Genomic DNA, 21,550 nt, shown 5'->3' on the forward strand with positions numbered 1-21,550 from the left:
TCGTGGAAACGCGGCAGTAAGTAAACACAGATATAATAATTTCGCGTACATATACAAGGGCTATTACTGAATCATCATAAGCCCTTTTTTGATAGCTAAAATTTATCTTAAGTTATCAAGTTGCGTACTAGTAATAGAACTATGGGTTGGATGTTATTGATTACATGAGCGCTTTAGCATGGTTCATCGGCTTGCTAGCAGGTCAAATAGGATCGTTAAAACCTCATCAGATGACAACCATATTTTTGGTAGTTGATTAAATCGTTGATTAATAAGAAGCTGACATTATGGCAGGCGAGCAAACAACAACAGACTATATCTCTCACCACTTAACGAACTGGACGTACGGCTATCTGCCGGGCGAAGGCTGGAAAGTTGCCTATACTGCTGAAGAAGCTAGTGCAATGGGCTTTAAAGCCATCCACCTTGATTCTATGCTTTGGTCAATTGGTCTAGGCATTGTTTTCTGCGCCATCTTCTGGATGGTCGCTAGAAAAGTCACTTCAGGCGTGCCGGGTAAAACTCAGGCCGCGGTTGAGATGATCGTTGAGTTCGTTGATAACAACGTTCGTGATTCGTATAGTGGTACCTCAAAGCTGATTGCGCCTTTGGCGTTGACTATCTTTGTATGGATATTCTTAATGAACTTGATGGATTTACTACCCGTCGATTTTATTCCTATGATTGCTGGCCAAATCGGCGCAATGATGGGACATGATCCACATCATGTGTTCTTTAAGATCGTTCCAACGACGGATCCTAATATTACGCTTGGCATGTCTTTTTCTGTCTTTATACTGATTCTGTTTTATAGTATCAAAGAAAAAGGTTTGGGCGGCTTTGTTGGCGAGCTAACACTGCATCCGTTTAGTGCCAAAAACCCTATCGTACAAATTATTTTAATACCCATCAACTTTATCTTAGAGTTTGTTACTTTGATAGCAAAACCTATCTCTTTAGGTCTGCGTCTATTCGGTAACATGTATGCTGGTGAGTTGATTTTCATACTGATTGCTCTAATGCCGTTTTGGATTCAATGGGCGTTATCAGTACCGTGGGCTATTTTCCACATCTTAATTATTACACTTCAAGCGTTCGTATTTATGATGCTGACGATAGTTTATATGTCACTTGCATCATCAACTGAACATTAATTAGACATTCAATAGGTAAATGAGGATACATCCATGGATCCAGTATTAGGTGGTTACACAGTTATCGCAGTAGCACTACTTATCGGTTTAGGTGCACTAGGTACAGGTATTGGTTTTGCTATTCTAGGTGGTAAATTTCTAGAAGGCGTTGCGCGTCAGCCAGAACTTGGTTCACAGCTGCAAACTCGTATGTTCATCGTAGCAGGTCTTCTTGATGCTATTCCGATGATCGGTGTTGGTATTGCTATGCTATTGTTGTTCGCTAACCCTCTAGCAGGTTAATCAGAAAGCTCAGTTGTAAATGTTTGGTAGTCAAAGTTTGTATCTTAACCATAGCCAAAGTTTGGCTATCAAATATGATCAATGAAACTGATTTTTCATTAACAAAGAGGTGATCACGTGAATATCAATTCTACCCTCATCGGTCAAGCCATTGCTTTTGCAATCTTTGTGATGTTCTGCATGAAATTCGTGTGGCCACCACTTATTGGTGCCATCAATGAGCGTCAGCGTAAAATTGCTGAAGGCCTGAATGCCGCAGAAAAAGCAAAAGCAGATTTGGCGACCGCTGAGCAAGACGTCCAGCAGGAGCTTGATCTTGCAAAGACCAAAGCTGCTGCTTTAATCGAGCAAGCGAACAAGAGTGCCAACCAGCTTGTCGAAGATGCAAAAATGCAGGCTCAAGTGGAAGGCGAGCGCATTCGTCAACAAGCGCAAGCGTCTATCGACCAAGAAATCAATCAAGCGCGTGAATCATTACGTGCCCAAGTTGCTGAACTGGCTGTACTTGGTGCAGAAAAGATTTTGCAAGACAAAGTCGATGTGCAAAAACATGCCAGTATGTTAGACCAACTGGCGGCAAAGCTGTAACTGTGAGGATATAATGGCTGACTTATCAACCTTAGCACGACCCTACGCTAAAGCCGCGTTTGACTATGCCAACGAAAACGGGGCCGTAAACGAGTGGGAAAATTTCTTGTTTGTCGCCAGTGCAATTGTCAATGACAAAGCGTTCCGTACATGGCTAGAAAATCCAGCCGTTACGGCTGAGCATAAGTCAGCTGCTTTGGTTGATCTTTATGACTCACAAGTGGCTGGTGATAGTGACTCTGCTTTTAAACAGCTACTAGGCGAGAGCAAAGGCTCTCGTTATGGTAATAGTATTAGCTATCCTAAAGTGTCACCAGCGCTCAATAATTTTATTAAGCAGTTGGCGCAGCAAGAGCGTCTGGCGCTGCTTCCTGAAGTTTATGAGCATTATCGCCGCCACAAGGCAATAAGCTTAAAGCAGCTTGATGCTTACGTGACCTCTGCCTATCCATTGACTGACGCTCAGCGTGAAATGCTTCAAACGCGCCTTGCTGCATCGTTAAATGCTAGTGTGGTGATTCATGAGTCGGTCGATCCAAGTCTATTGGCAGGCGCTACCATCAAAGTCGGTGACAAAATCATTGATGATTCGATGCGCGGCAAGTTACAACAGTTAAAAACACAGCTAACGGCCTAATGCCATTTACCAGCGCAGTCATCTATGATTTGCGTGAAAGTAAGAGCATTTAAGTCAGTGGGCGGGTTATCATAAATTAAAGGAAACAAGGCAATGCAACAATTGAATCCAGCGGAAATCAGTAACCTGATTAAGCAGCGTATTCAAGACCTTGATGCGGGTGCAACTGCAAAGAATGAAGGCACGATTGTCAAAGTATCTGACGGTATCGTGCAGATTCATGGTCTTGAAGATGCCATGTACGGCGAAATGATTGAGTTTGAAGGCGAAATCTATGGAATGGCGCTTAACTTAGAGCGTGATTCTGTCGGCGCGGTAGTACTTGGTGATTACCTAAAGCTGCAAGAAGGTCAAAAAGCCTATTGTACTGGTCGTATTCTTGAAGTACCAGTAGGTCCTGAGCTGCTAGGCCGTGTTGTTGACGCCTTGGGAAATCCTATTGATGGCAAAGGTCCTATCGATGCCAAAATGACTGATAAAGTCGAAAAAATCGCCCCAGGCGTTATTGATCGTCAGTCAGTAGATCAACCAGTAATGACGGGTTATAAAGCCGTTGATACTATGATTCCAATTGGTCGTGGTCAGCGTGAGCTTATCATTGGTGACCGTCAGACGGGTAAAACCGCGATGGCTATCGATGCGATCATCGCGCAGAAATCATCTGGTATCAAGTGTGTATACGTCGCAATCGGTCAGAAACGTTCTACCATTGCAAACGTCGTACGCAAGCTTGAGCAAACTGGTGCATTAGCATATACCACGGTTGTGGTTGCATCAGCATCAGAGCCAGCAGCACTACAGTATATTGCACCGTATTCAGGTTGTACGATGGGCGAATACTTCCGTGACCGCGGTGAAGACGCACTGATTGTATTTGATGACTTATCAAAACAAGCCGTTGCTTATCGTCAAATTTCACTATTGCTACGTCGTCCGCCAGGTCGTGAAGCGTATCCTGGTGATGTATTCTATTTACATTCACGTTTACTTGAGCGTGCATCACGCGTAAACGCGGCGTACGTAGAAAAGTTCACTAATGGTGAAGTAGTTGGTAAAACCGGTTCTTTAACCGCACTGCCAATTATTGAAACCCAAGCTGGTGACGTATCTGCATTCGTACCAACCAACGTGATTTCAATCACCGATGGTCAGATTTTCTTAGAATCAAGCCTATTCAACTCAGGTATCCGTCCAGCAGTTAACGCTGGTATCTCGGTATCTCGTGTGGGCGGGGCAGCTCAGACTAAGATCATCAAAAAGCTATCTGGTGGTATCCGTACTGCACTAGCTCAGTATCGTGAATTGGCTGCCTTTGCTCAGTTTGCCTCAGATCTTGATGACGCGACTCGCGAACAGCTTGATCATGGTGAGCGTGTGACTGAATTGATGAAGCAGAAGCAGTATCAGCCAATGTCAATCTCTGAGCAAGCTGCAGTTATCTATGCATCGAATGAAGGCTTTTTAGCGGACGTTCCTGTCGAAAAAATCGGTTCTTTTGAAGAAGCTTACTTACGCTATATGCATGATGAGCAAAGTGAATTGATGCGTGAGATTGATGATACTGCGAATTATAATGATGATATCGCAGGTCGTTTGAAGTCATCTTTAGAGACCTTTAAACAAAATCACAGTTATTAATTTAACGGGTTAAGCCGAATTGGTTATGGCTGTCTTTGATGGCTAATAAAGTGGCGCATTGTCTTGTATTTTTTTATTAAGACAGTAGCGCCACTGTTCTAACCATTGACGGTATTAGATCGCGTCATGCACAAAATATATAACATTAATTTATTAGATTGATGTTATATACTAAATAATTGTCGCATGCGCCAATGCTTTTTAACCCTCTTATATTGGAATCATTATGGCAAGCTTAAAAGAGATACGTGCCAAAGTCACCAGTATTAAAAGCACCCAAAAAATTACTCGTGCTATGCAAATGGTTGCGGCAAGTAAAATGCGCCGTGCCCAAGAGCGCATGGAAGTGGGTCGCCCGTATGCTGATAGTATGCGCCGGGTTATTTCACATTTGGTGCATGCCTCATCAGACTATAAACACCCGTATATGGTCTCGCGTCCAGTCAATAAGGTTGGCTATATTGTCATTACCTCTGATCGCGGTCTGGCGGGTGGTTTGAATATTAACTTATTCAAAGCTTTATCTAAGAGTATCCAGCAGTATCAAGATCAATCTGTACAAACTGAGTTTGCAGTCATTGGCGCTAAAGGTGTGAGTTTTTTCAAAAACTTTGGTGGTAAAGTGACCTCGGCAGTAACCGATTATGGTGATAAGCCAACGTTTGAGCAGATAAACGCACCGGTTCAAGCGATGCTTGACGATTATACTAACGGTAAAATAGACCGCATCTATGTGGTTTATAATAAGTTTGTTAATGCGATGACCCAAAAGCCGACTGTCAATCAGTTGGTACCTTTACCAGACAGTGCGTTTGGTGAAGAAGAGAGCGGCATTCAAACAGAACTGAGCTGGGATTATATCTACGAGCCTGATATCAAAACATTGATTGATGAGTTGCTTGGCCGCTATATTGAGTCGATTGTGTATCAAGCGGTAATGGAAAACATTGCCTCTGAGCAGTCCTCACGTATGGTTGCGATGAAAGCGGCGACAGATAATGCTGGTGACCTAATTAACGATTTACAGTTGGTTTATAACAAGCTGCGTCAAGCGGCGATTACCCGAGAAATCTCGGAAATCGTTGGCGGTGCTGCTGCTGTTTCATAATTGAAACCCCTTATGAAACCCACTATATACAGAAGTTCAAGGAGAACGCAATGAGTAGCGGTCGTATTGTACAGATTATTGGCGCGGTTCTTGACGTTGAGTTCAACCGTAGTGAAGTTCCTCAGATTTATGATGCCTTGCAAGTAGATGGTACTGAAACCACCCTAGAAGTACAGCAACAACTAGGTGATGGCATCGTCCGTACTATCGCAATGGGTTCAACTGAAGGCCTAAAGCGTAACTTAACAGTCACTAACACTGGTGCGCCTATTGCTGTGCCTGTTGGTATTGGTACGCTTGGCCGTATCATGGATGTTCTTGGTCGTCCTATCGATGAAGAAGGTCCTGTAGAAGCTGACGAAAAATGGTCTATCCACCGTGAAGCGCCAAGCTACGCGGATCAGTCAAACAGCACTGAGCTGTTAGAAACTGGTATTAAAGTTATCGATCTACTTTGCCCGTTTGCTAAAGGTGGTAAAGTTGGTCTGTTTGGTGGTGCTGGTGTTGGTAAAACCGTTAACATGATGGAGCTGATCAACAACATCGCTCTAAAACATGAAGGTTTGTCAGTATTTGCTGGTGTTGGTGAGCGTACTCGTGAAGGTAACGATTTCTATCACGAAATGCAAGAAGCTGGCGTTGTAAACACTGAAGACTTTAGTAAATCTAAAGTTGCCATGGTATACGGCCAGATGAATGAGCCACCGGGTAACCGCTTGCGTGTTGCGTTGTCTGGTTTGACCATGGCTGAATACTTCCGTGATACGAAAGATCCTGCCACTGGCAAAGGTCGTGACGTATTGCTGTTTGTTGATAACATCTACCGTTATACACTAGCCGGTACTGAAGTATCAGCACTACTTGGTCGTATGCCATCTGCGGTTGGTTATCAGCCAACACTTGCTGAAGAGATGGGTATGCTACAAGAGCGTATTACCTCAACTCAGTCTGGCTCTATCACCTCAGTTCAAGCAGTATATGTCCCTGCGGATGATTTGACGGATCCATCACCAGCAACGACGTTTGCGCATTTGGATGCCACGGTTGTATTGAGTCGTGATATTGCTTCACAAGGTATCTATCCTGCGGTTGATCCGCTAGATTCAACCTCGCGTCAGCTAGATCCATTAGTCATTGGCGAAGAGCATTACAACGTTGCTCGTGGCGTGCAAGAAATTTTACAGCGCTATCGTGAGCTAAAAGACATCATCGCTATCTTGGGTATGGATGAGTTATCAGAAGAAGATAAACTAGTCGTTTATCGTTCGCGTAAGATTCAGCGCTTCTTGTCACAGCCATTCCACGTTGCTGAAGTCTTTACTGGCGCACCTGGTAAATATGTACCACTACGCGATACCATTGCTAGCTTTAAAGCAATCATCGCGGGTGAATACGATGACCTACCAGAGCAAGCGTTCTATATGGCTGGTGGCATCGACGAAGTTGTTGCTAAAGCAGAAAAAATGAAATCTACTGCAGCGTAAGTTGTGTTAGCATTTGCTAAAGGGCAGATAGACCATAAGAAGTCTATTTGCCAGTTAGTAACGCCTCGCAGTTTTGATTGTGTTTTGATCGTAAGGAGTTAAGTATGGCAACGTTACAATGTCGCGTCGTAAGTGCTCGTGAAGAGTTGTATTCAGGCGAAATTAGCATGTTAATAGCTACTGGTACCGAAGGCGAGATTGGTGTATTGCCAGGTCACACACCGCTTATTACTTTGTTAAAACCGGGTGCGATGCGAGTGCAAACACCAAACGGTGAAGAAGAAGTGATTTATGTATCAGGCGGTGTTTTAGAAGTACAGCCGAAGATGGTTACCGTATTGGCTGATACAGCGATGCGTGCACATAACCTTGATGAAAGCAAAATTGTCGAAGCACGTAAAAAGGCTGAGCAGATGCTGGTTAATCAATCGGATACTGTACAAACTAATGCAGCTTTAGCATCATTAGCAGAGTCTGTGGCACAGCTACAGACTATCCGTAAGTACAAAAACCGCGCTTAATTTTTTGTGGAAAATTTTAGAGTTTCTTTTTGACTCTTACCACAGACACAAAAAAACAGTCCATCATGGGCTGTTTTTTTATGTTTATTGTTTAATATTCTATACTTGTTGATCGAGGATAAATACACGATTTATGATGCAATTTTGAGCTCAACAGCCAGTTTTGTTAGATATAATTGTTAACTAACTATGCATTTGATAAACATATATCTACTAATTATGTATCGAATGATAATAGGCAGGACGGGAATAGTAGATGAAAAAGTCACTGGCAGCAAAGGTAATATGTCGCTATATTAGACGTAACAGGAATACAAGTATCGGTATCAATCAAGTATCCTATCACTGTGCGCTGTATTAAGATTGACTACTTATAGAAATTCAGGTGAGGAAAGGGTCGTAAAAAAACATTTCACTTGCTATTATTTGTATAAAGCTCATAATTTTTGGACGTAAACTAAAGTTTTAATGGGTGTAGTTTATAGGTTTTGTTAACGACTATAAGCTATAGTATAGGAAGCTGTATGTTTAATAGTATACTGTGCTACCAAGTTTGTAACAGCTATACCAACATCAATTGTGCCACTTAATGGTGCTATTAATTTTACCGCTCTTACTTTTACTGCTTTTAAATGAGATGTATTAGAGGATATAACAATGACAACGAATGAAGAAGACAACACCCCCCGAATTTTGATTGTTGAGGATGATGAGCGTCTGGCCATGTTGACTCAAGATTACTTGGTCAAAAATGGTTTAGAAGTCGCTATCGAAACCGATGGTAATCGTGCTATTCGTCGCATCGTCAGTGAACAGCCAGATTTGGTCGTACTTGATGTCATGCTTCCTGGTAGCGATGGACTGACGGTATGTCGTGAAGTACGCCCGCACTATCAGAATCCTATTTTGATGCTGACTGCGCGTACTGAAGATATGGATCAGGTACTGGGTCTTGAGATGGGTGCTGATGATTATGTCGCTAAACCTGCTCAGCCACGTGTCTTGTTAGCACGTATTCGTGCGTTATTACGTCGCTCAGAAAATGCCCCATCAGAAGATGTACCACAGCGTCTAGAATTTGGTGAACTGGTCATCGACAATGGCGGTCGTTCAGTGAATTTAGGTGATGAGTTGGTTGATTTCACCAGCGCTGAATATGACTTATTATGGTTGCTTGCTTCTAATGCGGGTCGAATTCTTTCGCGTGAAGATATCTTTGAGCGTCTACGTGGTATTGAATATGACGGTCAAGATCGCTCAATTGACGTTCGTATCTCACGCATTCGTCCAAAAATCGGTGATGATCCAGAAAATCCAAAACGTATCAAAACCGTTCGTAGTAAAGGGTATTTGTTTGTTAAAGAAGGCAACTAAGTCAATTTTGCTCCGGCAACGGCTTATTGCTCATTAGCGTGACCAAAGAAACCAGCAACTAGGCTGGTTTTTTTGTGGCTAAATTTTAATTTTTGAACTTAAATACAGCGTTATGTGGTTTAATTAAGCAATTATTGTGGGTGCTGCCTAAATATACATGAGGCAAATGGATTTTAGGTGATGCTCAGTTATAAATTAAAATACAGCAGCCAGAATGGTTTTTTATTCAACAGTGTTAGATATCATTTATCACGCAGCGCTTGTTTGCTGAATGATGTCGGCAGTTTTTATTCATTAAGTTGGTTACGGCACGTATGTCATTAGTCTCTTCTTTAAAACACAGTATCTTTGTTCGTATTTATGCTGGGCTACTCATAGTCTGTTTGTGTGTGGCATTGTTTGCTCAACTGTTGATGGATACCATCAACAAAGAGCGCGTCCAATCCTACCGTGAAAACATGGCAACAGGGGCTTTTCATCTGGTGAGTGAAGGTATTGCTCATCAGGAAAGTGAAGAGCAGCGTGAATATTGGTTGTCTGATGCCAGTAGTTTATTTGGCTCAGAATTCAAAGTTTTGCCTATTGATGAAGTAGACTTTAATGCCAGTGAACTGCGGCGTTTTGAAAATGGCAATACGGTTGTTCGTTATACCGAGCAACCTGTCTATGCCGATGTGTATTATCGTCTACCAGACAATCAAAGCGTTTTGACCGCCAGAATATCGCAAGTGACTGAGCAGCAAGTACGGGCAATCGCTGTGTTTTTATTGGATGATTTGTCTTACTATGTGACGTTATCTGATAAGCGTGCCCGTTTGGCTGAGCTGGAAAAAAAGTTTTCCTTTCCTTTAGAGTTTAAAGCCGTCAATACACTGGATTTGGATACCGATCAGCTTGCACGATTACGCCGAGATGAAGTGGTTATTTCCTTACAAGATACCAATAGCAGCAAAAGTAATTCGGCTATTAGAGTAGTGGTGCCTTCTGAAATCAATGACATGGCGATATTGATTGGTCCGGTGCCATTATTCAATTGGTTTCCACTTAATCTGATTATTAGTATGATTCTTATCAGCATGTTTTTAATCAGCTTAGGCGTGTATGCGTTGATTTTTCCACTTGAGCGTAAATTGCAGTTGATTCAGGTTGGCGTCAATGAGGTGAGTAAAGGTAATCTTGAAAGTCAAGTTCAAGTAATTGGGCAGGATGAAATTGCCCGTTTAGCTGCGACTTTTAATGCCATGACCTCGCATATCAAGCGCCTTATTGAGTCGCAGCGAGAATTAACGCGAGCGGTATCACATGAGCTTCGTACACCGGTGGCTCGTATCCGTTTTGCCGTTGATATGCTGGCTGATACGGATGACGAAGACTCGCGTTTTATGCAGCGTGATTTTATTGATGAAGATATCGAAGCGCTTAATGGTTTGATTGATGAGATTTTGACTTATGCCAAGTTAGAGGAAGGCTCACCAAAGCTGGATTTAGAACCAGTCAATCTTAGAGAGCTATTGGAGCAGATTGAGCGTGAAACCAATGCCTTGGGTAAGCCTATCAAAATAGTGACCAAGCTGCCGAATGCTAAAGTAACCGCTGTCGCAGATAGGCGTTATTTACACCGTGTGATTCAAAATCTTGCGGGCAATGCCTTACGTTATGCAGAGACCACGATTATCATTAGTGCTGGTGTCAGAAAGGGCAATGCTTTTGTTAGTGTTGAGGACGATGGTCATGGTATTCCAGAAGCAGATCGCGAAAAGGTCTTTATTCCATTTTCACGTTTAGATGACAGTCGTACACGCGCCTCAGGCGGCTATGGTTTAGGCTTGTCTATCGTATCGCGCATTGCCTTTTGGTTTAATGGCAGTATGAAAGTCGATGAGAGCCGAGAGCTTGGCGGTGCACGATTTGTCATGACGTGGCCTATCAAACCACTGACACAAATTTTGGCTGCTGATGAACTGACGCAAGAAAAAAGCGAGCGTGGTTTTGAAGATAAATAATGCCACTGCACAGGATTGTCGTTATTTTTTAGTATAAAAATAGCGGCATCAATTAAGCAGTGTGTGACAAATAAACTTGCTCAATTTCTAAGCAGTGTTCTCAATTTCATGTTTAGAATGAATACACACCTTAGATAGAATTGTCGGTTAATTTTTATTATTAACGGTTTAAAGATAGCTTTAAATCAGAGGAGGGCAAAGGATGCCATATTTATTTGGTGGTTTGGTGGTACTAAATGCAATAACGTTGGGCTACTATTTATTCTTGCAGCAGCCATCGACGACGCAAACGTTAACAGCAGCGCAAGAAAATATTACTCAGCCATTAGCGTTTACGAATAGCGCCAAATATATTCCACCTATCATTGGAAACAAAGACTAGTTGTTATACAACTAAATAGTCGCAGCGAATTGTTTTGAGCATTTATTAGCTTTAGTGATGAACAGTTCAGCGGCTATCAGTCTTCTTTGTTCCATGTATTGTCATTAGAGACAGGCGTTTTTTCTGTATCGGCTGCCATGGTTGTATCTCCAGCAACCTTGGAAAGTAGGGGAATACGAACACACACTTGTAAACCTCCGTCGGGATGATTAATGGCTTCTACCGTCCCATGATGCAATCTGGCAATACGATCGACAATCGCTAGACCTAAACCACTGCCTTGTGTGGTACGTGCTGTCTCTCCGCGTTCAAAAGGCTGCATAATACGTTCTAACTGATCTTCTGCAACGCCATCACCACAGTCACGCACACATATCAGCAATTGTTCTTGCGCCTCTCTATTGACGACATTTTCACTGACGACATCGCTATCTTCCTCTTCAATGGTTTCTATAAAAGTTGGCACAACAGTCGCTGACAGGTAAATGGGCGGTTTGCCATAACGCTTGGCATTATTGACCAGATTGATCACAAGGCGTTTGATAGACATGGGGCGCACAGGAACCACTTTGTGACACTCTGATTGATAGATGAACTCCATTGGTGCAAATTGCACCATAATCTCATTAAAGATGGTATCCAAATTGGTTAGGCTGACTGGCTCATCGGAGCCATCTTTCATAAACGAGATAAACTGCTCTAAAATGGCATCCATGTCTTCAATATCATAAATTAATCCCTCTCGAAAAAAGTCATCAGGTAGCATCTCAGCAGTCAAACGCATACGAGTTAAAGGTGTTCGCAGATCATGCGAGATACCAGCAAGCATAATCGTACGCTCTTTTTGTGCTTGATTTAACGTCGTGAATAGACGATTGAATGCCATGTTGACCTGACGTATCTCCGTAGGTCCTTTTTGTGTTGGCAACGTAGTGGCATGACCGAGCCGAATATAGTTGGTCGCAGCACGCTGTAAATATCGTAGCGGACGATTTAATTGCCGCGCCAGTAGAATAATGGTCAGCAGCGATAAAATAGGCAATCCAATAAGAAACAGCACCAATAATGCTGGACTATATTGCGAATAATAAACCACGGGTTCACGAATCCAAAAGCTGTCATCACGGCTGTCTTGCACCCAAAGCTGCGGTGTCGGTTTGAATTTAAAATAAACCTCGACAGGTCGACCCAATTGCGCACCGATTTCGCGTTGTAATACATCAGTGAAGACGCCGACAAATGCCTTATCAGACACTGCTGGAAAATCATTAGGGTTATTCACTACCACGACATGCGAGTGTTGATAAATCCATTGGCGTACTTCAGGACGATTTTTCCAGTCTTTGTTGACACTATTCATCAACTGCAGCTCGCTCGTCAAATAACGCGCATGGTTTTTAAGCTCGGGTAAATATAGACTGCGCCAAAAAAACAGAATCGACAAGCTGACACTGATAAGAACAATGAAAGAGACCATCAAGGTTGTCAGCCAAGTGTTGGAGTAAGAGCGCGTGAACTGCCCTTTGCGACGTGGTTGCGATTTTGGTGTGGTCATATGGATCCAACATATTAAAAGATGCTTTATTGAGTTTAGTGTAAAAATGGTGCTTTCTTATGTCGTTCAAAAACAACGTGCCATACTTATGAGTAGCATAATGGTTGCGATTCTTGAGCGATGGCGCAATTCGGTAGGCGATAGCATCATTCACTCGCTGACTATGTCATAGAGTAGCATAATCAATGAATGACACGGATGGCTTTAAAACAGTAGGCAACAATTGAATACTCAAATTTGCACTAATATATTACTGAGTAATATAGCACCGAATAATACAGCGCTGAATAATATAGCAACGAGCCACTTGGACATGATGTAGAGACAGTATCTTCAGTTAAAAATCAGTGGTGATGATCAATTGTATTTTACATCGATGGGCATTTAAGCTATTGTTAATAAATAATTAAATAAGCGCAGTTTATGTTTTCAATAAATCAAGACTGTGATATAATTATGCCCTTTTTGGTATACCTGCGAAAGAGAGAATTCACATGGTTGTTATTCGTTTAGCACGGGGCGGTGCCAAGAAACGCCCATTTTATCAAGTAGTTGTTGCTGATCAACGCCGCGCGCGTGACGGTCGCTATATTGAAAACATCGGCTTTTTTAACCCACTCGCTAAAGAGTCTGAAGAAGCAGTACGCCTAAATATGGAAGCGTACAATGCGTGGATCGCAAAAGGTGCACAACCTTCAGATCGCGTTGCTTCATTGGTAAAAGCTTTCAACAAGTCTGTCTCGCAAACTGAAGCAACTGCTTAAGTTTTGTGGTCACTGAGACGCTGATAGCATGTCTATAAGCAGTCTCGATAGACTTTAGTAAAAAACATAGCGTAACTGGTCTAACTAGGTACGCCATTAACTGTTTATCGCTTTTAACTGCGTTTATCGTTTTTAATTGCTTTTTATTTATCTTCGTTGTGTTCATCATTGTTAGGTTAGCCGTTATGTCCTCTGCTCCAAACGCTAGTGCCCTTATGAAAATTGGTCAGCTCAAAAAGCCTTATGGCATCAAAGGTTGGCTTTGGGTATTTAGCGAGACAGATGATCGTACGGCGATATTTGACATTAAACCTTGGTGGATGAAAACCGCTACCGGCATGAAACCTTTAACCGTTAAGGCTTGGCGTGAGCAAGGCACAGGAATTGTGGCTCAGTTTGAGCAGATTCCTGATCGCAATGTTGCTGAGACTATGAACGGGGTAACTCTTTGGGTCGAGCAAGACATCTTGCCAGAACCAGCTGAAGATGAATATTACTGGTCGGATTTGGTCAGCCTGCGCGTTGTAAATGAGCAGGATGAGTATCTAGGCGACATTACTGAGATGTTTGAGACTGGCGCTCACGCTATTATGCGGGTTGCGGCAAACTCAGACAGCTTAGATGCCGATGAGCGCCTGATTCCATGGCACAAGCAAACTGTAGTACAGGTCAGTCTGACTGAAAAAACAGTGCTGGTGGCATGGCCGAGTGATTATTGATAATAATTTTAACTTTGCGGTTAAGCTTTATCAGTAATAACACCGACTTATTTAGCCAATATTAGCCACTGCGCAAGTAGACACCTAATGTATTTTGCCGTTATTAGTATTTTTCCTGAGATGTTTGCCACGATTCGTGAGTTTGGAATCACGGGTCGAGCAGTCACTCAGAAACAAGTGACGATTGAATGCATTAATCCGCGTGATTTTACCAGTGATAATTATCGCCGTATTGATGAACGTCCGTATGGTGGCGGTCCTGGCATGGTGATGATGGCTGAGCCATTATCCCAAGCGATTGAGGATGCGCGCCTACGAGCGATTCAGCACGGCTGCCGTGTCGACAAAGCGCACTGTCCGGTGATTTATATGTCGCCACAAGGACAGACGCTGAGTGAGAGTAGTGTGGTCGATATGACTGAGTATGACGGCATGATTATATTATGTGGTCGTTACGAAGGTATTGATGAGCGCCTACTGTCGCAATATGTCGACATGGAAATATCGCTTGGTGATTACGTACTTACCGGTGGTGAGCTACCAGCAATGGTGCTAATGGATAGTGTGATACGTCGTCTGCCTGATATTATGGGTGATGATAAGTCAGCTGAGCAAGACTCGTTCGTCGATGGCTTGCTTGATTGTCCACATTATACTAAGCCGCATGAGTTTGCGGGTATGGCAGTGCCTGAAGTGTTACTTTCAGGTCACCATGCCAATATCGCGAAGTGGCGCTTTAGTCAGCAAGTCGAACGTACGCAAGCGCGTCGTCCAGACTTATGGCAAGCGTTTACGCCAACGGTAGAGCAAGCAAAGTGGCTAAAAGCATTGGCAAAAGCAGATAAAAAACAGCGTTGATAGCGGCTAAAAAGATAAACAGTTAAGCAACAGAATTTTGAGCAACAACAAAACGAGTCATAGCATAATGGCCGTTTGTCATAACCCACTTACGTTGTGTCTCATTAAAAAGATACGATCCATTATTACAAACAGGTGATATGCGTCAAGCCTCTATTATCTAATGTGAGGAGATAACTCTCATGAGCAACAAGCATCCATTGGTTCAGGTCATCGAAAATGCTCAATTGATTGAGCGCCCAAGCTTTGCACCCGGCGATACCGTTGTGGTTCAAGTAAAAGTACGTGAAGGTGAGCGTGAGCGTTTACAGGCTTTTGAAGGCGTTGTAATTGCTAAACGTAACCGCGGTTTAAACTCAGCGTTTACCGTACGTAAAATCTCAAGCGGTGTTGGCGTTGAGCGTGCATTCCAATTGCATTCACCAATTATCGATAGCATCGAAGTGAAACGCCGTGGTGCTGTTCGCCGTGCGAAACTATACTACTTACGTGAGCGCTCTGGTAAATCAGCACGTATCCGCGAGAAGCTTGCTCCGCGTGCACCTAAAGCTGTTAAGCCAAAAGCTAACGCTTAGATTATATCCAGTATCTGCTTTTAAGCATTGTGCTTAATATCGCTTTATTGCTGAACTGTCTATTATGCGATTCGGCAATAGCGAAAAGCCAGATACAAGCCCTTATTCATAGGTTTATCATATAAATAAGCGGGTAGTACCAAAAAAGACAAAATCCCAATCTGTGCGTATGCCAGATTGGGGTTTTTGTTTCTGTTGTTTTAATTAATGCGCTTTAATTAATATGCTTTAAATCACAAATCTAGAGAAACGTTTTAAAAATTGCCTTTAAAGTTCTAACCATCGAGATTTTCGATACGGCTATTTTGGTCTTTAGATTTGCTGTACTTACGCAAGCGTATATAGAGCGTTTTAGTGACGGTAGCGACAATTTTTTGTTGATCATCGACGATATCTGCTTGGTATTCCCGAAATACCGGCTCGCCGTCTTTTGCTAATTCCTGAATCGTGGTGATTTCATTGCTAGGAATTTTTAGGCGTGCAGTGACTTTGCTATTACCAGGGGCAATAAACTCAATATGTGAGCTTTTGTCCCAGACCACGTAACTGCTGCCCAGTTGGTGCATCAGCATTATCATATAGAATGGGTCCACCATCGAATACAGGCTGCCGCCAAACTGAGTGCCCACGATGTTTTTGTTCAGCGTATTCAGTCCCATACTTACCACACACAAACCTTGATCGAGATTGAGGTGATCGATTCTGATACCAGCGCCTACGTACGGTGCATAAGTATTGATACGCAGCTTCAGTAGGTGGGGTGTCAATAAGGGCATGATACTTTGTTTGGCTCTGCGTTTTAGCGTCTCAAAATTGGTAGGTAGCAAACTCATAAATTCGTCCTATTGCTTCTTTTATATTTTTTAGTGATACCGTTTGAGTCAAATTTTTTAGTGTACTTCTATCAAAGAGCAGTCACGAAAGGGCATTTATCATAAGTAAAAAATATCAAAACCGCTAGGCTTAAAGCGTAACTGACATGGATTTTCTATAGTTACTTAAAAGTTATAATAAAATATTTATTATAACTATCTTTAATATTTAGTTATGTGATAACAAATATCTAGATACAGATAATTATTAAGAAAAAGGTCATTTATTATGATTTAAAGCCTATATTAAGTGTGTTTTTTCCTCATGGTTTTCTATTAAGTTAAATTTTGTATTAAATGGAAACTTTAATTTATATATTATAATGGTGTATGGACTTTTTTAGTGATTCTAAGTTCGCATTTCGAGTTCTCATGTCATACAATGGCTTGCAATTTTTAATGGACGCTTTAGTCACATTAAATTTCACTATCAAATTATCAGTTAAATAAAGCCTCAGTCGACATAAGGAAATGTGATGAGTAACACTCAGATCCCTTCTTCAGGGTCTAATCAGCAGTCATCAAATCCATCTAATTACGACAGCGAGCCATCAGGTAGCTACCTTGATTTACACAAACCAAGCGCAAGCTTTGACAGTCGTGACGCTTATCTAAATCATGAATTACAAATCATGCAGCCAAAACGCTGGCGTCCCAATTTGCCATTTCGTGATTATCGCTTTGAGTATGAAGATACTATTCCTGCAATGGCGGCAACGATTGGTAAAGTGGTTATGGTGGGTGCGATTGCTGCAACATTTGCAGGTCCACTTGGTTTGGGTGATGCGTTCGTTTTAGAAAACGTTCGTTATGAGCTATTAATCGTTTCATTCTTTATCATCTTATTTTCAGGATTTCTACTCCCGACAGCCAACCTTGCAGGTACTCACGGCCCCCTTATACCGCTTATTCCTATCGTTGTTGCTGCTGGTGGTCACCCGATGGCCTTTGGTCTGCTCATCGGTGCCTTCGGTTTGCTATTGGCAATCAGTAAAGGGGGCAGTCTGCTGGCAAACTTGACCAGTAAAGGCGTGTGCGGTGGCCTCTTGATTTACTTAGGGTTTATCGGTACCACCTCACAGGTCAAAAACCTCTTTGCTTGGGCAGAAGGTATTGGCATGTCGCATATTGCCTTTTTCATTATTTTGGCAACGATTTTGTTGTATGCATTGCTTGAGCATTGGCAAAAACGCTGGCTTGCGGTTCCGCTAAGCTGTGTACTAGGTGGCGGACTTGCATTTGCATTGGGTGCACCCTTTGAGTTCAAAACTGCACCAGGCTTACCAAACATGAACCCGATGTATTGGTGGGGTGAAAATACCGGTTGGATGCTAGGATTACCGACGGTTGAAAGCTTCATTGTCGTACTGCCGTTTGCTATTTTGGCCGTTGCTATGTGGTCACCAGATTTTTTAGGCCATCAGGTCTTTCAAAAAATCAGCTATCCTAAACGTACTGAAAAGGTACTCATGGATATCGATGATACAATGACCAGCGCATCGTTTCGCCAGGTCGTCGGTTCTGTATTGGGTGGTGCTAACTTTGCGTCATCGTGGGGCACCTATATTGTCCCAGCAGCGATTGCCAAACGTCCGATTCCTGCCGGTGCTTTACTGACGGCATTGTTCTGCATTATCGCAGGGGTTTGGGGCTATCCAATGGATTTGGCTATCTGGCAGCCAGTGATGTGTGTGGCATTGATCGTTGGTGTGTTTATTCCACTGCTTGAAGCTGGTATGGAAATGACGCGCGAAGGAAAAACCACTCAGTCTGCTGCGATTGTAGTCTTTGCTTCTGCACTCGTGAATCCTGCCTTTGGCTGGTCACTCACGTTGTTGCTTGATAACTTAGGCTTGATTGGCTCGAAAGAACGCAGTGCCAATTTGACTAAAATGAGCCGCTGGATCATACCGGGTATTATGTTTGTGGTGTTGACAGGTGTGATGGCTATTGTTGGTATGCTACCGGGTATTCCAGCACTGATGGCAAACTTCCGCCATTAATAGCATCTTGCTTACCTATAAAAAGTCAGCCTTAGTGCTGGCTTTTTTATGGGTGATGCTATGGCTAATAATTGGCTTGTAAAACAATGACTCCCGCCCCATAACTAGCAGTATTATAAGACTTTTAAGAGCAATGAATTCTATGGTCAATGTCTCAGAATCGAGCCCTATCGATGATAAAAAAGCCCGTCTTAAGCATTTAATTCAGCGCCTGCCAAATTTGCCAGGGGTCTATAAAATGCTGGGTAAAAATGGCGATATCTTATATGTCGGTAAAGCCAAGTCACTCAAGAGCCGTGTGAACAGCTACTTTGCTAAAACCATTGACCATCCAAAAACACGGGCGCTAGTGGCACGGATACATAATATTGAAACCATTATTACCCGTAGTGAGACCGAAGCGTTATTGCTCGAGCAAAACTTGATTAAAGAATATCGTCCGCCTTATAACGTACTGTTGCGCGATGATAAATCCTATCTCTATGTGTTTATTTCAGCAGATAAGCCTTATCCAAGATTGGCTTATGGTCGCGGTAAAGGCAATCACCAAAAAGGTCGCTTTTTCGGTCCTTTCCCCTCTGCTCATGCCGCCAAAGAGACACTGGTGCTGATGCAAAAAATGTTTCAGATGCGCCAATGTACCAATACTTTTTTTAAGCAACGTAAGCGTCCTTGTCTTGAATATCAGATTAAGCGCTGCCGTGCGCCCTGCGTGGGCTTGGTATCGCCTGAAGAATATATGGAAGACGTCAATAATACTATTCGTTTCCTAAAAGGTGACTCTAGCGATATTCATAGCGCTTTGATTGAAAAAATGGAAGCTTCTGCTGAAGAATTAGATTTTGAAAAGGCCGTGTTTTATCGCGATCAGCTGTCTATGCTGCGTGAAGTACAAGCTAAGCAAGCTGTTTATACTGTGCAAGGCGAGGCGGATGTAATTGCTATCGCTAGTCAGGCGGGCATGACATGCGTCAACGTACTGACCGTACGTGGTGGTCGTGTACTGGGTGGTAAAAACTACTTCCCTGACGTTGATAGTAGCGAGCCTCTTGCTGATAATTTATCAGCATTTATTACCTCATTTTATTTTCAGGTGACGGATGACTTGCCCGCAGAAATCATGTTGAGTCATGAATTACCGGATCAGGTGGCGGTCAGTGAAGCATTGGCGAGCCATTTTGGCAGTAAAGTCGTGATCAAAACCAGTGTCCGCGAGCACCGTGCCGAATGGTTAGATTTAGCCAAACTCAATACCAATAATGCCCTAAAAACCAAGCTTGGCGACTATTTAGAGTTGCATGCGCGCTTTGGTGCCTTAAAAGATGTCTTAGCGGACGTCACTGATAGAACCATTGATCGCATAGAGTGTTTTGATATATCTCATACGATGGGTGAGGCGACTATTGGTAGCTGCGTAGTATTTGACCAAGGTGGCTCGCGTCGGCGTGATTATCGTCAGTATGCCATTCATGATATCCAAGGCGGTGATGATTATGCCGCAATGAAACAAGTACTGACACGCCGTTATAAGAAGCAGCCGCTGCCTGATTTGCTGCTTATCGATGGCGGTAAAGGTCAGCTTGGCATCGCCAAAGAAGTGCTGACCGAGTTAGGTATTCTTGGTGACACTTTGCTGATTAGCGTGGCAAAAGGCGAGGGGCGCAAGGCTGGGCTTGAAGTGTTGCACTTTATCGATCATGAGCCGTTAGATTTACCGATGGATAGCAAGGCGCTGCATTTATTGATGCATATTCGCGATGAGGCACATCGGTTTGCGATCACTGCGCACCGTAAAAAGCGTGATAAGCGCCGTTCATCGTCAGTACTAGAAGTAATTCCAGGATTGGGTGAAAAGCGCCGTCGTGATTTACTCAATCACTTTGGTGGACTACAGCAATTGCTTGGCGCATCGCAGCAGGAATTGGCAGGCGTGCAGGGGATTGGACCAGTACTCGCAAAAACAGTTTATAAAGTATTGCATGAGTAAATTTGTTCATTATATAAAAAAGACAACAACCATTAGGCTGTTGTCTTTTTAACGTTAGAAATTCTAATCGTTAAAATCAAAACTTAACTGTTGGTTTGGATAACTGCGGCAATGCTCGCAAACGTGTTCCCAACGATTAAATCTATATCTCCAGTACCAACGTACGTGCACAGCTTTAGGATAACCGCATTGAATGGTCATTATGACCTCCATAGTTATGATGAAAATATCACAACAATGGAGACGTAGACGTTTATTAGCATTTACTATAAAATATATGAACCGTCCAAGGTAAATAAACTTTATGCTTCAGCTAACAATGGAGTCTAGCTCCATAGTTGTCTTATCTAAAAGTTTTTGAGCTCAGCAATTAATTTTGCTGAGCTTTTTTAATTTTCCATATCTGATTTCTCCTCTTAAGTGGTAGTTTGTGAAAAATAAATTTGAGATCAAGTCACATTATTCTTTTATTCTATAAGTCACAAATTTAAAATCTAGCGCGCTTTGTTCATCGTGCATTTGCTCAGATTCTTCTGCGACTGCAAACTCATTTGGCAATTCAGGATAAAAAGCATCGCCATCAGTGATTTCAGTATCGACGTGAGTCAGCTCAATACGGTCGGTATACATCAAGGCGTCGCTAAAGACGCGCTCGCCACCAATCACCCAAATCGTATCAAGATGCGCACCATGTGCCAGACTTGCTGCTTGTGTTAATGCATCATCTAAATTATGCACCACATGAGCATTGCTTTTGCCGACCAAACCTTTTTGTTCGGCATAATCTAGCTGGCTGCTGATGATGAAGCTCACACGTTTTGGCAAAGGCTTGCTGCCCATGGATTCAAAGGTCTTACGACCCATAATGACGATACCTTGAATCGCACCATCATTTTGTTTGGTCGTCATGCTTTTAAAATGCTGCAAATCTGCTGAGATATGCCACGGCAGCTCATTATCTTTGCCGATACAGCGGTTGCTACTGATAGCTGCGATTTGGGCAACTTCGGTGTGGGCATAACTCATAACGTATCCTTTTTATTGTC

The 21,550-nt window shown here is 42.7% G+C and carries 20 protein-coding genes; 17 read left to right on the top strand and 3 right to left on the bottom strand.

Annotated features, from left to right (window positions below; all coding sequences use genetic code 11):
* Positions 1-287: 287 nt before the first annotated feature.
* The 11 genes from atpB (at position 288) to ACP69U_RS10435 (ending at position 11,171) form a co-directional block, all read left to right on the top strand.
* Complete coding sequence (atpB, locus tag ACP69U_RS10385) at positions 288-1,154, top strand: F0F1 ATP synthase subunit A (RefSeq protein WP_055125357.1); 867 nt, start codon at positions 288-290, stop codon at positions 1,152-1,154.
* Between the two features lie 33 nt (positions 1,155-1,187).
* The gene (gene atpE, locus ACP69U_RS10390; RefSeq protein ID WP_010197960.1) at positions 1,188-1,436 is read left to right on the top strand and encodes a F0F1 ATP synthase subunit C; all 249 of its coding nucleotides are present in this window, start codon (positions 1,188-1,190) and stop codon (positions 1,434-1,436) included.
* Between the two features lie 117 nt (positions 1,437-1,553).
* The gene (locus tag ACP69U_RS10395) at positions 1,554-2,024 is read left to right on the top strand and encodes a F0F1 ATP synthase subunit B (protein WP_045452424.1); all 471 of its coding nucleotides are present in this window, start codon (positions 1,554-1,556) and stop codon (positions 2,022-2,024) included.
* A 13-nt stretch (positions 2,025-2,037) separates the two neighbouring features.
* Positions 2,038-2,661 carry a F0F1 ATP synthase subunit delta gene (locus ACP69U_RS10400; RefSeq protein ID WP_045445877.1) on the top strand — a complete coding sequence of 208 codons (624 nt, stop codon included), beginning with the start codon at positions 2,038-2,040 and terminating at the stop codon, positions 2,659-2,661.
* A 93-nt stretch (positions 2,662-2,754) separates the two neighbouring features.
* A complete protein-coding gene (gene atpA, locus ACP69U_RS10405; RefSeq protein WP_055125356.1) occupies positions 2,755-4,299 on the top strand; it encodes a F0F1 ATP synthase subunit alpha in 1,545 nt (514 codons plus the stop codon).
* 226 nt (positions 4,300-4,525) lie between these two features.
* Positions 4,526-5,407 (top strand): F0F1 ATP synthase subunit gamma, encoded by an 882-nt coding sequence (gene atpG, locus ACP69U_RS10410; protein WP_045445883.1) that lies wholly within the window; start codon positions 4,526-4,528, stop codon positions 5,405-5,407.
* Between the two features lie 50 nt (positions 5,408-5,457).
* Positions 5,458-6,891 carry a F0F1 ATP synthase subunit beta gene (atpD, locus tag ACP69U_RS10415; protein ID WP_045452427.1) on the top strand — a complete coding sequence of 478 codons (1,434 nt, stop codon included), beginning with the start codon at positions 5,458-5,460 and terminating at the stop codon, positions 6,889-6,891.
* Positions 6,892-6,995: 104 nt separating this feature from the next.
* Positions 6,996-7,412, top strand: a complete 417-nt coding sequence (locus ACP69U_RS10420; RefSeq protein ID WP_021812807.1) for a F0F1 ATP synthase subunit epsilon — start codon at positions 6,996-6,998, stop codon at positions 7,410-7,412.
* Positions 7,413-8,069: 657 nt separating this feature from the next.
* On the top strand, positions 8,070-8,786 hold the full coding sequence (locus ACP69U_RS10425; RefSeq protein WP_045445894.1) for a response regulator: 717 nt from the start codon (positions 8,070-8,072) through the stop codon (positions 8,784-8,786).
* 314 nt (positions 8,787-9,100) lie between these two features.
* On the top strand, positions 9,101-10,789 hold the full coding sequence (locus tag ACP69U_RS10430) for an ATP-binding protein (RefSeq protein WP_045445985.1): 1,689 nt from the start codon (positions 9,101-9,103) through the stop codon (positions 10,787-10,789).
* A 202-nt stretch (positions 10,790-10,991) separates the two neighbouring features.
* Positions 10,992-11,171, top strand: a complete 180-nt coding sequence (locus ACP69U_RS10435; protein WP_045445897.1) for a hypothetical protein — start codon at positions 10,992-10,994, stop codon at positions 11,169-11,171.
* A gap of 76 nt (positions 11,172-11,247) precedes the next feature.
* Here ACP69U_RS10435 and ACP69U_RS10440 read toward each other — a convergent pair whose 3' ends face one another.
* Complete coding sequence (locus ACP69U_RS10440; protein WP_426138496.1) at positions 11,248-12,726, bottom strand: ATP-binding protein; 1,479 nt, start codon at positions 12,724-12,726, stop codon at positions 11,248-11,250.
* Between the two features lie 494 nt (positions 12,727-13,220).
* On the opposite strand from ACP69U_RS10440, the gene rpsP reads away from it, so the two are divergent.
* From rpsP to rplS, 4 genes are all read left to right on the top strand, one after another.
* Positions 13,221-13,490: a 30S ribosomal protein S16 gene (gene rpsP, locus ACP69U_RS10445; protein WP_193008852.1), complete on the top strand. Its 270-nt coding sequence runs from the start codon at positions 13,221-13,223 to the stop codon at positions 13,488-13,490.
* Positions 13,491-13,675: 185 nt separating this feature from the next.
* The gene (gene rimM, locus ACP69U_RS10450) at positions 13,676-14,209 is read left to right on the top strand and encodes a ribosome maturation factor RimM (RefSeq protein ID WP_045445903.1); all 534 of its coding nucleotides are present in this window, start codon (positions 13,676-13,678) and stop codon (positions 14,207-14,209) included.
* Between the two features lie 87 nt (positions 14,210-14,296).
* On the top strand, positions 14,297-15,067 hold the full coding sequence (gene trmD, locus ACP69U_RS10455) for a tRNA (guanosine(37)-N1)-methyltransferase TrmD (protein ID WP_193008853.1): 771 nt from the start codon (positions 14,297-14,299) through the stop codon (positions 15,065-15,067).
* Positions 15,068-15,249: 182 nt separating this feature from the next.
* Positions 15,250-15,642, top strand: a complete 393-nt coding sequence (rplS, locus tag ACP69U_RS10460; RefSeq protein WP_045445905.1) for a 50S ribosomal protein L19 — start codon at positions 15,250-15,252, stop codon at positions 15,640-15,642.
* Positions 15,643-15,917: 275 nt separating this feature from the next.
* Here rplS and ACP69U_RS10465 read toward each other — a convergent pair whose 3' ends face one another.
* Complete coding sequence (locus tag ACP69U_RS10465; protein ID WP_193008854.1) at positions 15,918-16,475, bottom strand: DUF4442 domain-containing protein; 558 nt, start codon at positions 16,473-16,475, stop codon at positions 15,918-15,920.
* A 515-nt stretch (positions 16,476-16,990) separates the two neighbouring features.
* Here ACP69U_RS10465 and ACP69U_RS10470 point away from each other — a divergent pair.
* Both ACP69U_RS10470 and uvrC read left to right on the top strand, forming a co-directional pair.
* Complete coding sequence (locus tag ACP69U_RS10470) at positions 16,991-18,517, top strand: DUF3360 family protein (RefSeq protein WP_045452432.1); 1,527 nt, start codon at positions 16,991-16,993, stop codon at positions 18,515-18,517.
* Positions 18,518-18,659: 142 nt separating this feature from the next.
* The gene (uvrC, locus tag ACP69U_RS10475; RefSeq protein ID WP_426138517.1) at positions 18,660-20,504 is read left to right on the top strand and encodes an excinuclease ABC subunit UvrC; all 1,845 of its coding nucleotides are present in this window, start codon (positions 18,660-18,662) and stop codon (positions 20,502-20,504) included.
* 459 nt (positions 20,505-20,963) lie between these two features.
* Here uvrC and ACP69U_RS10480 read toward each other — a convergent pair whose 3' ends face one another.
* Positions 20,964-21,530, bottom strand: a complete 567-nt coding sequence (locus tag ACP69U_RS10480; protein ID WP_426138497.1) for a dihydrofolate reductase — start codon at positions 21,528-21,530, stop codon at positions 20,964-20,966.
* Between the last annotated feature and the right edge of the window lie 20 nt (positions 21,531-21,550).

Source organism: Psychrobacter sp. TWR1-1-1, from assembly GCF_049895865.1.
GTDB classification, from domain to species: domain Bacteria; phylum Pseudomonadota; class Gammaproteobacteria; order Pseudomonadales; family Moraxellaceae; genus Psychrobacter; species Psychrobacter immobilis_A.